This is a genomic window from Dehalobacter sp. MCB1 (genome assembly GCF_003590275.1).
In the GTDB taxonomy this organism is placed as follows: Bacteria; Bacillota; Desulfitobacteriia; order Desulfitobacteriales; family Syntrophobotulaceae; genus Dehalobacter.
Genome location: NZ_LXPC01000019.1, coordinates 21,168 through 33,228 on the forward strand (window position 1 = coordinate 21,168; position 12,061 = coordinate 33,228).

General features: G+C 43.9%; 13 protein-coding genes and 2 other annotated features. Of the genes, 10 read left to right on the forward strand and 3 right to left on the reverse strand.

Going from position 1 to position 12,061, the window contains the following annotated elements; genetic code table 11:
* Nucleotides 1-114: 114 nt before the first annotated feature.
* Entirely contained in the window at nt 115-615 is a 501-nt protein-coding gene (locus A7K50_RS13710; protein ID WP_119776922.1) for a demethoxyubiquinone hydroxylase family protein, read from the reverse strand.
* A 363-nt stretch (nt 616-978) separates the two neighbouring features.
* On the opposite strand from A7K50_RS13710, the gene A7K50_RS13715 reads away from it, so the two are divergent.
* Both A7K50_RS13715 and A7K50_RS13720 read left to right on the forward strand, forming a co-directional pair.
* Nucleotides 979-2,124 (forward strand): sensor domain-containing diguanylate cyclase, encoded by a 1,146-nt coding sequence (locus A7K50_RS13715; protein WP_243103769.1) that lies wholly within the window; start codon nt 979-981, stop codon nt 2,122-2,124.
* Nucleotides 2,111-2,743, forward strand: a complete 633-nt coding sequence (locus tag A7K50_RS13720) for a cyclase family protein (protein WP_119776924.1) — start codon at nt 2,111-2,113, stop codon at nt 2,741-2,743. Before A7K50_RS13715 ends, A7K50_RS13720 begins: the two co-directional genes overlap by 14 nt.
* Nucleotides 2,744-2,751: 8 nt before the next feature.
* On the opposite strand, the gene A7K50_RS13725 is transcribed toward A7K50_RS13720, so the two are convergent.
* Together A7K50_RS13725 and A7K50_RS13730 are read right to left on the reverse strand one after the other, a co-directional pair.
* Nucleotides 2,752-3,081: a metalloregulator ArsR/SmtB family transcription factor gene (locus A7K50_RS13725; RefSeq protein WP_119776925.1), complete on the reverse strand. Its 330-nt coding sequence runs from the start codon at nt 3,079-3,081 to the stop codon at nt 2,752-2,754.
* A gap of 116 nt (nt 3,082-3,197) precedes the next feature.
* Nucleotides 3,198-4,283 carry a hypothetical protein gene (locus A7K50_RS13730; protein WP_119776927.1) on the reverse strand — a complete coding sequence of 362 codons (1,086 nt, stop codon included), beginning with the start codon at nt 4,281-4,283 and terminating at the stop codon, nt 3,198-3,200.
* Nucleotides 4,284-4,450: 167 nt separating this feature from the next.
* Between A7K50_RS13730 and A7K50_RS13735 the strand changes: the two genes are divergently transcribed.
* The 8 genes from A7K50_RS13735 to rplT all read left to right on the forward strand — a co-directional run bounded on the left by A7K50_RS13735 (nt 4,451) and on the right by rplT (nt 11,778).
* The gene (locus A7K50_RS13735) at nt 4,451-5,095 is read left to right on the forward strand and encodes a hypothetical protein (RefSeq protein ID WP_119776928.1); all 645 of its coding nucleotides are present in this window, start codon (nt 4,451-4,453) and stop codon (nt 5,093-5,095) included.
* Nucleotides 5,096-5,213: 118 nt separating this feature from the next.
* Nucleotides 5,214-6,047 (forward strand): putative sporulation protein YtxC, encoded by an 834-nt coding sequence (locus A7K50_RS13740; protein ID WP_119776930.1) that lies wholly within the window; start codon nt 5,214-5,216, stop codon nt 6,045-6,047.
* 50 nt (nt 6,048-6,097) lie between these two features.
* Nucleotides 6,098-6,340: a binding site (T-box leader), on the forward strand.
* A gap of 81 nt (nt 6,341-6,421) precedes the next feature.
* Complete coding sequence (gene thrS, locus A7K50_RS13745; protein ID WP_119776931.1) at nt 6,422-8,347, forward strand: threonine--tRNA ligase; 1,926 nt, start codon at nt 6,422-6,424, stop codon at nt 8,345-8,347.
* Between the two features lie 96 nt (nt 8,348-8,443).
* Complete coding sequence (locus tag A7K50_RS13750) at nt 8,444-9,346, forward strand: HD domain-containing protein (RefSeq protein ID WP_051073272.1); 903 nt, start codon at nt 8,444-8,446, stop codon at nt 9,344-9,346.
* A gap of 4 nt (nt 9,347-9,350) precedes the next feature.
* Nucleotides 9,351-10,409 carry a BMP family ABC transporter substrate-binding protein gene (locus A7K50_RS13755; protein WP_119776933.1) on the forward strand — a complete coding sequence of 353 codons (1,059 nt, stop codon included), beginning with the start codon at nt 9,351-9,353 and terminating at the stop codon, nt 10,407-10,409.
* A gap of 36 nt (nt 10,410-10,445) precedes the next feature.
* Nucleotides 10,446-10,575, forward strand: a sequence feature (ribosomal protein L20 leader region).
* A 43-nt stretch (nt 10,576-10,618) separates the two neighbouring features.
* Nucleotides 10,619-11,140 carry a translation initiation factor IF-3 gene (infC, locus tag A7K50_RS13760; protein ID WP_119776935.1) on the forward strand — a complete coding sequence of 174 codons (522 nt, stop codon included), beginning with the start codon at nt 10,619-10,621 and terminating at the stop codon, nt 11,138-11,140.
* A gap of 22 nt (nt 11,141-11,162) precedes the next feature.
* Nucleotides 11,163-11,363: a 50S ribosomal protein L35 gene (gene rpmI, locus A7K50_RS13765; RefSeq protein ID WP_119776936.1), complete on the forward strand. Its 201-nt coding sequence runs from the start codon at nt 11,163-11,165 to the stop codon at nt 11,361-11,363.
* A gap of 28 nt (nt 11,364-11,391) precedes the next feature.
* Nucleotides 11,392-11,778, forward strand: coding sequence for a 50S ribosomal protein L20 (gene rplT / locus A7K50_RS13770; RefSeq protein ID WP_119776937.1), 387 nt, complete (start codon nt 11,392-11,394; stop codon nt 11,776-11,778).
* Nucleotides 11,779-12,061 lie beyond the last annotated feature (283 nt).

The following is a 12,061-nucleotide window of genomic DNA, read 5'->3' on the forward strand; positions in this document are numbered from 1 at the left end:
GTAGCGCGGCTCTTTGTGCCAGGGAGGGCACAAGAGCCGAAAACGGCCATCCATTACGGAGACTAGCCCGAGCAAAACTATCATTGTTCTTAACGGGATATAGAAATCGGTCTGCTAGGCATTTAAATGCTTCTGTAAAGTTTCAATATGGTGATACTCATCGCTTAAATTCTTTTGGATCACGGCGAGTGTTTCGGGCTCCCATTTCGCTGAATTGATGATTTTCTGATAGTCGGTCACGGCTTTTTGTTCTGTCCAGATCCCGGCATTCAGCATGGATTTTTCTCCCCGCAGGCGGCTGAAAAGACCAATGAACATTCCGACAAGCCAGAATAACCACCGTAAAGGGCTTGGGCTCCAGCCATATTCATAAAGTTTGATCTGATAATCCTGGACATGGGTCATCTCATTGGCCATAGCCTGAATGATCAGTCTGTTTAGATCGTTTGGAGCGCCGGCGATCTGGAATTTATAAATATTGACGGCCATGATCTCAAAAGTATGCAGTTTTCTCAGACCCCTGCGGACCATTGTGAGCTGGGCAGGGTCAATATTATCTGCCCGGAAGAAAATTTCCTGGGGTTCGATTGCTCCTCGGATCATGTAATTAGCCATTGATTAATCTTCCTCCTTTACTTATCAATGATAGATCAATTATATCGGTTGGAAAAGTAAGGTACAAGAACTAACCATCCTTTAAAATTTTCTGGTTTTAATTAATAAGCATTTAAGTTATGATGTAAATGGAATAGTATAAAAGTCCCGGATAAATAGACCATTAGTCCTATTAGTCCGAATGGTTTGCAGGATCGAGCCAGATCGGTTATTAAATGTTTTGTATTTTTAACACAATCACGACAAATTTTACCTAAAATATTCCAGAAACGATCAAAAAAAAATAAAGGATATTAAATTATTTTCAAGAATTAATCAATTAAAGATTTCCACAAAAAATAAAAAATGGGAAAATAAGGAATCATGAACGCGATCAATCGGTATAAGGATAATTGGAGACGAAAACTTTTTCTGTTTAATGCCTGTATAATCGGAGCTTTTGTTATTGTCTATTTGTTTATTGGGGATAATGATAAGCTGTTTTTTTGTCTGCCAATCATTATTATTTTGTTTATACTCTCCTTTACCTTAAATGTAGGGATGCATAGGGAGATTCATAAAAAACGAATGATAGAAAATACCCTGAAGCAAAGTGAAGCGTTGTACCGTGGGGTAATAAATAATGCGGCCGCAGGAATTGCTTTGCTGAACCACGATGGACATTATCATTACGCAAATGCGACCCTGTGCCGGATGATTGGTTTCTCACAGGAAGAGTTAATAAGGTTAACCATTTTTGATTCGATCGTGCCAGAGGATCGGCAGGAGAGCATCATACATTGCAGGGAAGTATGGGAAGGCAAAGAGGCGTGGAAGAAATGTGAGAAACAATTCCAATGCAAAGATGGACAATCTTTATGGGCGGAAATCAATTTATCCACAGTTCGCGACAGCGGGGACAATGTCATTCATCTAATCATGATTGTTCTGGATATAACGGTCAGGAAAAAATTAGAAAAGGAATTGCTTCACCAGGCGACCACAGACTTCCTGACGGGCATTGACAACAGGCTTGCTTTTATGCAAAAAGCGCAGGAAGAATTTTCGCGCTCGGAGAGATACAAGCGGGATTTTACGATGCTTTTGATTGACATTGATAAATTTAAAAGTGTGAACGATCAGTATGGTCACCTGGTCGGTGATCGGGTGCTAAAAGAGGTCGTCAAGGCTTTTAAGCTGGTTTTGCGTGAGATGGATATCCTAGCCCGGATCGGGGGAGAGGAATTTGCAGTGATTCCAGTAGAATCCGACCTTATGATCGCCCAAACTGTGGCAGAGAGAATTCAGCAGAAAGTCCTTGATGTCGTCATAGAAATGGAAAATACCAAGAAGATCCAGGTTTCTGTCAGCATCGGAATTGCTGAAAAGAAAGAACTGGACCTGAGTGTTGATGATATCTTTAAAAGAGCGGATGATGCACTTTATGAGGCTAAAAACACAGGCCGGAACAGAATTGTCGTAGGAAGCGAATTAGTTGAAGATATGGGAGTTTGTAATGGTAATCCATGATATAACGATCCCGCTTTTTCCGGGAATGGTTTCTTATCCCGGGGATCCGCCGTTTCAATCAGAACCTGTGTATTCCATAGACAAGGACGGATATGGTCTTTCGATGCTTTCGATGGGCTCCCATTGTGGAACCCATCTTGATGCGCCGTCTCATTGCCTGACAGGAGGAGAATCTGTTGACAGGATTCCTCTGGAGTTGCTTATCGGAGCGGCCAGGGTAATCGAAGTGGCGGCTGCGGGGAGTATCCTGCCTGACCATCTGATCCCCAAAGGAATCCGCGAAGGGGAAAGGATCTTGTTTAAAACCCGGAACTCAGACCTTTTAAAGGACAATGCGTTTCAACCGGAGTATACTTATCTTTCTTCCGAAGCCGCTGAATACCTTGCAGCCAAAAAAGTACAATTGGTTGGGATCGATTACTTGTCCATTGATGATTCTACGAGCAGCGCTTATTCAAGTCATACCATTCTGCTTTCCGGAAACAGTGCAGTATTAGAAGGACTAGACTTATCGGAAGTCAATGAGGGAGATTACTTTCTCGTTGCACTGCCTCTAAAAATAAGAGACTGCGACGGCAGTCCCGTAAGAGCGGTTTTAATTGAAGGAATGAATCTATAACCAATCAATCAGGGGGAAAGATGTTCGAGTCCCTGGGTCAGTATCCGATAAACATGATCGTCACTCAAAGAATAAACACTTGTTTTGCCGGCCCGGCGCACCTTCACTAATTTGTATTGACGGAGAATCCTCAATTGATGGGAGACGGCAGATTGGCTCATACCTAAAATTTCTGCCAGTTCATTTACATAGAGCTCATGATCCAATAATGCAAAAAGGATACGTATTCTGGAGAAATCCGCAAATACTTTATAGAAGTCAGCCAGTTCCAGGGATAATTCTATACCTGGAATATGTTTTTGGGGCTGTTCTGGGGCAGGGGCATGAAATACCGACATTTTAACGGCCTCCTAAAGAAAAAGTGTAATCAGGACTGTACATATGCGCATATATGCATATGTACGTATTTATAATACTAAGTATTGTTGGGGGCTGTCAATACGAACCCCAAAAGTCATTTAAATTTTCCAGGTTTGAATAAACTGCTGAAGCTATCCCTGAACTGCGCAAACAACAGCCCTCCGAGGAAGATCAACCCAGCAACTCCGATCAAAGGATATATGGCAGAGACTGCCGCGGAAAAACCGTACCGGGCAGCGATAATTGCACCGATGGAAGCAAGGGTAGCACCAAGAATCCTCTGCTTGTTGTCGTAGGCAATCCTGGCTGTAAAGCCGTAGAGAATGCTTACGGCAGTCGTATAGATTTCCAAAAGCAAAATGAGTCCATAAGCATAGCCTACCAGTGGATTCAGTCTGGTAGCGAGAAATACCATGGGAACCTGAAAAGGAAGAATTTCCGGAGACCCGCAGATGATTGCCAGATTGATTGCCAGAATCCCGGCACCCAACCCAAGACCACCCAGCAGGCCACCCCAAACAAGACTCTTTTCATTCCGGCCTTCCACACCTAAGGGAGACAGGATAGCTACAGAAAGTACAATATTATAAGAAACATAGAGTATGGCTGCCGTGGACCAATGAGATGCTGTCGGAGATTCTAACGATCCAAGCAGTGCAATTTTGGATGGTGTGATTGGATCGAGGACAATCGAGATTATGGCAACACTGAAGACGGCAAGGAGCAGAAAAGGTACAACAAAACCAATGGCTCGTATAACGTTTCTGACCCCGGAAATGACGGTGAGAAACGAAAGCAGAATAACGGTAATACTGCCTAGAAGCGGGGAAAAGCCAAGCTGCTCTTCAACGACAGCTCCGGATCCTGCCGCCATGACGATCAGGACACCCAAGAAGCTCAAGGTAATAAACCAATCCATCAAAATTCCAAGAGGCTTCCCAAATGTGAATCTGACCAGTTCCAGGTGCGAATCGGCATTTTGTTCTCTGGATATCCGCATGATGAGAATCCCAAAATAACAAAATAGGATCGTACATACGGCGATACCGGCAAAACCTTTTGTTCCAAATACAGTAAAGAATTGGAGAACCTCCTGTCCGGTTGCAAACCCTGCTCCGACGATTGTTCCGATGAAGGCGGCTGCAATTGAAACTATGGAAAACTGTTTTGTATTTTTCATACTTCACCTGCTTTCCCTCTGAACCTAGGGTCCTAGGAACAATATCCTTAAAGATTATTATGTTAAATTTCTCTGGAAATGAACTTCAACGCATGCAGAATAGGTAATAATGGTGTAGAATAATATAGGCACAAGGGAATGAGTTTGAATGCTTATGGGGGGTAAAAATGTCACCGGAAAAGAAAAAACGATATGCTGTTATCATCATTGCTGTTTTCTGCCTGATTATAGTCACAGGGATAGGAAATTTCCGAGCTAAACAGCTCGCAGTAGATTTGGCAGGCCAGCGGGTCAGCAATACACTTGCTCTGGCCGAGGCTGGTTTTGATAACGAAAAACTTCAGGAGCTTATTCAAACGCAGAATCAGCAGAATACTTATTACGGAGAACTTCGGACGAAGCTGATGCAGTTAAAGACAGAACACCAGCTCGGGAATATTTACATGTTGTACAAGGATGAGCAGAATAAGGCCTGGTTTTACGTTGTTGATGCGAGGGCCGAGGATGACCCGGCACATTTGTCTTTGGGACAATTGGAGAACAACGCCTCGTCCGCAGTAGAGAACACGCTGAAAGGCAAAGTTGTCCAGGGAGAATATCACACGACTTCACTGGGGACGTTCGTATCGAGCTACCAGGAAATAAAGGATGCCGGCGGAAAGACGTATGCTGTTCTGGCAGGGGATATCGATGTTAAGAATGTGACAGAATTCCTGTACCTAACCAGATATGTACAATTGGGGATCATGGCGGTTAGTTTGCTGCTGATTGGCCTTATCGTTTATTTAAGCGGCAGAAAAAATATCAATTAAAGAAACAATGTAATCCTAACCAATATAAGAATATATAAGAATAGATAAGAATAAGAAAATTCCTTACCGGAAATATTAGGAAGGATGATGCATATATTTCCAGGGGGGGATTTTTCTTTTGAATGATTATTATTTAGAAGTTGGAACTTCTGATTATAAAGAGGAGCTTTCTCAAGCAGTATATGATTTGTACCATAAAGACGGACTGCCGATTGAAATATCTGAATTCTGCCGTGAAGCAAACTATCTGGTGAGCTTCACATATGCCAATTTGAAGGGAAAAAATGTCCAGAATGAGCTTACTGTTAAAATCGTTCAGTACTATATTGCCCATGCGCTGGGAAGCGTTGTTCTCCAAGGATGGGAAGAACGTTATATCAGAAAAAAATTAAAAAATGACTACAACATGTTCGGGAGCGAAATTGACGAGGCTTACCCAAAGGTTGCCAGATATCTGAATGACCAAGCAGAGACCGGTTCTCTCCGGCTCAGAAACAGAATTCTGGTAAAGTCCATTCTGGAATTTTTGAATGACCATCAAAGAATTGATCTGGAAGGATTTATGAATTTCAGATCGGGTCAATATAAGAGAGAATTAAAGAAACAGATTGAGCGTGCTGTGAATGCTTATGCCCTTCAGCGGGAGCATGAAAGCTTTGTACGACTCCTGAAAAGATTTTTTGAATCCCAGCGGGAAAACAAAAATACGATGCATATGGTCATTAATCACAAAGATGAAGTGGCATTTTACGATGACAAGCATTCCGTTCTAATAAATTACGGTGCTGAAAGCGAAGATCACCCCATCGGTGTTTTGCTGAAACGCTCTCCGAATCGCCTGATTGTTCATGTTGCAGCAGAAAAACAGTCCGGAATTGCCCGGATCGTTCAGGAAGTTTTTGGTGATAAGATGACCTATTGCCGGGGATGCAGCCTGTGTAAAGAGAACTAATTGACAACATACTTTAAGTGGTATAATCTAAGACTATAGAAAGGAATAATGAAGGCACGATGAAGAGGACAGTATCCTAATCGTTCGCATTTAGAGAGAAATGCCTTAGGCTGTGAGCATTTTTGCGATATTTGGGAAAAGACCGCCTCCGAGTTCCTCGCCGAACATGATTTGCGTAGGCTGGACGTTTATCCGCGTTAAGGATTCCAAGGAAAATCAGCTGCCGGTGTAGTAGGCGGTCGTATTTTTGAATTTGGGTGGAACCACGGGTTTCTATCGCTCTCGTCCCATAAGAAGGACGGGAGCTTTTTAGTATTAATACCAAAGAAGTTTAAATGGATAAATCATGAATAAAAACAAGGAGTGATAGGATCATGTTAAATGTAACCTTAAAGGATGGTTCGGTCCGTCAAGTGGAACAGGGTTCAACTGTTCTGGAATTGGCTGCTGCTATTTCTCAGGGTCTGGCCAGGGCTGCGGTTGCAGGTAAGGTGGGCGGGGAGGTCAAAGACCTCTCGTTTCCGATAGAGAATGACGCTAACGTAGAAATACTTACGCTTGACAGTGAAGAGGGACTGGAAGTAATGCGCCATTCAGCTTCTCACCTTTTGGCTCAGGCTGTGAAGAATCTTTTCCCGGGAACCATTCTGGGTATCGGTCCTGCCATTGCGAATGGGTTTTACTACGACTTTGACTCTGAATACACTTTCACACCTGAGGATTTAGCCAAGATTGAAGAGGAGATGCGAAAACTGGCCAAGAACGATTATCAGTTTGAACGTCGTGAGGTTAGCCGTGAAGAAGCGATTGACTATTTCCAAAATAAAGGGGAAAAATATAAAGTAGAATTGATCAACGATCTCCCCGAAGATGCCAGAATATCCATGTACACGCAGGGGGATTTTACAGACCTCTGTGCCGGACCGCATGTTCCCGGAACAAAGGTATTGAAGGCCTTCAAATTGCAGAGCCTGGCTGGTGCATACTGGCGCGGCAGTGAGAAAAACAAAATGCTTCAGAGAATTTACGGTTTAGCTTTTGCCAAAACCTCTGATCTTGATGATTATTTATTTAAGCTTGAAGAAGCCAAAAGGCGTGACCACCGGAAGCTTGGGATGGAGCTTGACCTTTTCAGTCTGCACGATGAAGGTCCTGGCTTTCCGTTCTTTCATCCGAAAGGTATGGTTTTAAGGAATACGCTGGAAGATTTCTGGCGCAGAGAGCACCAAAAAAGAGGCTATGTCGAGATCAGAACGCCTATCATTTTGAATACAGCTCTCTGGCAGCAGTCCGGGCACTGGGATCATTATAAGGAAAACATGTATTTTACGAAAATAGACAATGAGGACTATGCCGTTAAACCGATGAACTGTCCCGGCGGTATGATTATGTACAAGACGAAACTACGCAGCTACCGGGATCTGCCGATCCGCTGTGGAGAACTTGGTCTGGTGCACAGGCATGAACTATCGGGTGCTCTGCATGGCTTGTTGAGAGTAAGAAACTTTACGCAGGATGATGCCCATATTTTTATGCTGCCGTCCCAGATCAAAGATGAGATCATTGGCGTCATTAATTTAGTTGATTATTTTTATAAAATATTTGGTTTTACGTACCATGTGGAGCTTTCCACCCGTCCGGAGGATTCCATGGGTTCGGACCAGGATTGGGAGATGGCAACGAATGCGTTGCAAGAGGCTTTAGAGGCCAAAGGAATGGATTATAAAATTAATCCCGGTGATGGAGCCTTCTACGGACCGAAAATTGATTTTCACCTGAAGGATTGTCTCGACAGAACCTGGCAGTGCGGAACCATCCAGTTGGATTTCCAGATGCCGGAGCGGTTCGACCTGACCTACATTGGGGAAGACGGGGATAAGCACCGTCCTGTTATGATCCACAGGGTTGTTTATGGAAGTATCGAGCGTTTTATTGCACTTCTGACCGAGCAGTACGCCGGTGCTTTCCCTGTCTGGCTTTCGCCTGAGCAGGTGCGCATTCTGCCGATCAGTGACAAGCACAGCGCCTATGCTGAAAAAGTTAAAGGACGGCTTATGAACCGGGATATCCGCGCCTCGCTTGATGAACGCCGGGAGAAAATCAACTATAAGATCAGGGAAGTACAGACCGATAAAATACCTTTTGCTTTGGTCGTCGGCGATAAAGAGGCTGAAGAGGGTACGGTATCCGTCCGCCGTTATGGAGAGCAGAAGACCAGCGTCATGGAATTGGAAGATTTTATTTGCTTGATTCTGGACGAAATAAATACCAAAAAAATTCCTGCAGGGAATCAGACCTAAATCGGATTGACCGGCGGAAAACAATACAAATTCCGGAGAGTGGTGGGTAACTTGACTGAGAAAAAGAATTGGAATGAGTTAAAGCCAGGAGAGTCTTTGGTCGCATTTTTTCTGATTCGCAGGGTTGAAACGAAGACTACGGCTGGCGGAAACCGGTATCTTGATATCGTCTTAGGTGACGCCGGCGGGGAAATAACCGCAAGGATGTGGGACTGCAAGCAGGAAGATGAAGCACTGTATCAGAGCAATATGCTTGTAAAAATCAAAGGCAGTATGGCGGAATGGCAAGGCAAGAAACAAGTTAAGATCGATAAAATCCGTGCAGCTGTAGCGGATGATCAGGTTGACATTCAAGCGTTTATACCTGTGGCACCGTATAGTCCGGAAGCAATGTATGCTGAGCTTCTGCAATACCTTGGCAGGATGGAGAATGTCAAAATAAGAGAAACAGTCCAGCTTCTCCTGACAGAAGCCGGAGAGAAACTGCTGATTCATCCGGCTGCTGTGCAGAATCATCATGCCTTAAGGTCGGGACTGCTGTATCATACGCTGACAATGCTTAAAGCTGGAGAAAAACTAGCGGATGTCTATACTTTCCTGGATAAAGATCTTCTTTATGCCGGGATCATGCTGCACGATGTTGCCAAGCTTGATGAAATTGATGCCAATGCCCTGGGGATTGCTACGGAATATACAGTTGAGGGGCAGCTGCTAGGCCATATTGTTCAAGGAATCAAGAAAATTGAAAAGGCTGCAGACAAGGCGGGTCTCGATGAAGAGACCAGTCTCCTTCTTCAGCATATGCTGCTTTCGCATCATTATGAGCCGGAATATGGCAGTCCCAAGAGACCCATGTTTCCGGAGGCAGAAATCCTTCATTATCTGGATATCATTGACGCCAGGATGTTTGATATGCAAAAAGCCCTCAATGAAACCGAGCCCGGGAATTTTTCCGATAAACTTTGGACACTGAACAACAGAAGGCTATACAAGAGGTGAAAAAATGTCAAAAAGAAATGCAGTAAAAATATGGGGAAAGATGCTTTGTTTGCTTGTTATAGCCTTACTGTTGCTGACTGGCTGCGGGATTCTGGGCGGAGGCGGCCAGGACACGCCATCGGATAACTCGGGAAACTACGCGATCAAGGTCGGACTGATAACCGGCCAGGACGGAATCGAGGATATTTATTCTGAAAAAGCCTGGGAAGGACTGCAAAAGGCACAACAGGAACTAAACGCTAGGATCGGCTATGTTAAGATCAAAAATGATAAAGACTATCCGTCGGGACTTGCCGAACTTAAATCCCAGGACTGTCAGGTCATATTTACCATAGGTTCTGCTGCTGTTCCAGCAGTTTTGAAAGCGGCAGAAAAGAACCCTAAAATCACCTATGTCTGTCTGGACAGCACGATCAAGGAAACCATACCTGACAATGTTCTGGCCGTGTCTTATAGAGTAGAGGAAGCTGCTTTTCTGGCAGGGTATCTGGCGGCAAAAAGGACGGAAACAAATGTCGTTGGTTTTATCTCAGGGGACAATAAAGAAGAAGCACAGCCTTACTTTTATGGTTTTAAGAGCGGAGTACGGTTCGTCAATCCCAACTGTGAGCTTTTGAAAGGAAATGCCGCCACTTTCACCAATAAGGTCAGGGTCGAAGAAATGGCGGAGGCCATGGTCAACTCTGATGCCGATGTTATTTTTCATGACGCAGGTCTGGCAGGAAAAGCAATGATCGAAGTTATGGAGGAAAAAGGCAAGTATGCCATAGGCGCTGACATCGATCAAAATAGTCTGGCACCTGAAACTGTCCTTACTTCAGTCATCAAAGAAAACGGCGAGGTCGCTTACAGCATCATCAAACAAATTGAAGAGAATACCTTGGCGTCCGGTAAAAATGTATCGTATGGCTTAGCAGAGAATGCCGTCGGTTTGGCAGAGACAACTGAATCTATGGTTTCGGAAGAAACCTATACCAAAATAAATGAATATAAGCAAAAAATGATTGACGGAAAGATCACGGTTCCGGCTAACGAAAATGCTACATTTAAAATCACATATTAGATGATTGACATTGAACGCTGGACTATGTATAATATTTATGCCAAGTAGAAGCCATCCGCTTCTCACCTCATGGCAGAATGCTGATGAGGTCCTAGTGAGTTTTCCAGCAGGATTATGCTCATTTTGTATGATGAAGACGGGTGGAATACCGTCTTTATTTTTTTATACTCTTTGGCTCGTTGTAAGCAAAAAAATGGAGGTGATTCGCTATTAACAAAGATTTACGGATTAATGAAGAAATCCGGGCTCGGGAAGTTCGATTAGTAGGTGAAGATGGAGAACAACTCGGGATCATTCCTATTAAAGATGCCTTGAGCGTCGCTGCTGAAAAAGCGCTTGATTTAGTGGAGATTGCTCCTGCTGCCAAACCACCGGTTTGTAAGGTGATGGATTATGGGAAATATAAATATGAGCAGGCGAAGCGTGATAAAGAAGCCCGTAAGAAGCAGAAGGTTGTTGAAATTAAAGAAGTCAAGCTCCGCCCGAATATTGAAGACCATGATTTTATGACCAAGGCTCGCAATGCCCAACGCTTTTTAGGCGATGGCGATAAAGTTAAAGTTACCATCATGTTTCGAGGACGGGAGATAACACACCCAGACCATGGTAAGGTATTGTGTTTACGAATGGCTGAATTTCTTCGTCAAGAAGCTCTTGTCGAGCGTGAACCCAAAGTCGAAGGCCGCAATATGGTTATGATTTTAGCTCCTGCCGCACACAAACACGATTAAAATGAAAAGGGGGTTATCATAAATGCCTAAAATGAAAACACATCGTGGAGCTGCCAAACGTATTAAGAAAACTGCTACCGGCAAAATTGTTTGTTATCATGCATATAAAAGCCATATCTTGGAGAAAAAGTCGCCAAAGCGTAAACGGAATCTTCGCAAGGCAGCGGTTATGCATAGTACCGATGCGAAGCGTATTGCTCGTTTGATCGCTTATGTTAAATAAGAATATCACTTAAAGGAGGTCTTTAAAAATGGCCCGTGTCAAAAGAGGCGTCAGAGCACATGAACGCCATAAAAAAATATTAAAATTAGCCAGAGGATATAGAGGACGTAAGAGCAAACTTTTCAGAATGGCCAAACAGCAAGTCGTCAAATCGATGGCGTATGCTTTTGTTCACCGCAAACAGAGAAGACGTGACTTTCGTAAATTGTGGATTACCAGGATTAATGCAGCTGCCCGGATGAATAACATCACGTATAATCGCTTGATGTACGGTCTGAAGCTGGCTAATGTCAATATTAACCGCAAAATGCTGGCCGATTTGGCCATCAATGATGCTGCGGCTTTTACCAAGCTTGTAGAAGTTGCCCAAAGCAAACTTGAAGATACCAATACAAAAGCTCAGGCAAATGCTTAAGTCAAGAATACCTACGAATCTTTGGAGTTCGGTCTTTTTAGGACCGGACTCTTGCTCTATGTGCGTCAAGGACGACGGCATAGAATGCGCCTAGTACATTGGTCTTTGAATAATTTGACAAATATAATTATTTGGGTCTGGTCTGCATGCCACATTCCGCTTCCGGCAGATTATGCCCTCCATGGCGAGTCGCTCTTTGCCATCCATGGCATCGCGACATTAGGCCATCCGTGGCCGTCAAACTGCCGCGCTCCGCATCCATGCTCCGCTCACGCTGGAACTG

Coding starts and splice junctions, on each gene's coding strand:
- A7K50_RS13710 (WP_119776922.1), bottom strand. CDS start 615: ATGGCTAATTACATGATCCGAGGAGCAATCGAACCCCAGGAAATTTTC.
- A7K50_RS13715 (WP_243103769.1), top strand. CDS start 979: ATGAACGCGATCAATCGGTATAAGGATAATTGGAGACGAAAACTTTTT.
- A7K50_RS13720 (WP_119776924.1), top strand. CDS start 2,111: ATGGTAATCCATGATATAACGATCCCGCTTTTTCCGGGAATGGTTTCT.
- A7K50_RS13725 (WP_119776925.1), bottom strand. CDS start 3,081: ATGTCGGTATTTCATGCCCCTGCCCCAGAACAGCCCCAAAAACATATT.
- A7K50_RS13730 (WP_119776927.1), bottom strand. CDS start 4,283: ATGAAAAATACAAAACAGTTTTCCATAGTTTCAATTGCAGCCGCCTTC.
- A7K50_RS13735 (WP_119776928.1), top strand. CDS start 4,451: ATGTCACCGGAAAAGAAAAAACGATATGCTGTTATCATCATTGCTGTT.
- thrS (WP_119776931.1), top strand. CDS start 6,422: ATGTTAAATGTAACCTTAAAGGATGGTTCGGTCCGTCAAGTGGAACAG.
- A7K50_RS13755 (WP_119776933.1), top strand. CDS start 9,351: ATGTCAAAAAGAAATGCAGTAAAAATATGGGGAAAGATGCTTTGTTTG.
- rpmI (WP_119776936.1), top strand. CDS start 11,163: ATGCCTAAAATGAAAACACATCGTGGAGCTGCCAAACGTATTAAGAAA.
- rplT (WP_119776937.1), top strand. CDS start 11,392: ATGGCCCGTGTCAAAAGAGGCGTCAGAGCACATGAACGCCATAAAAAA.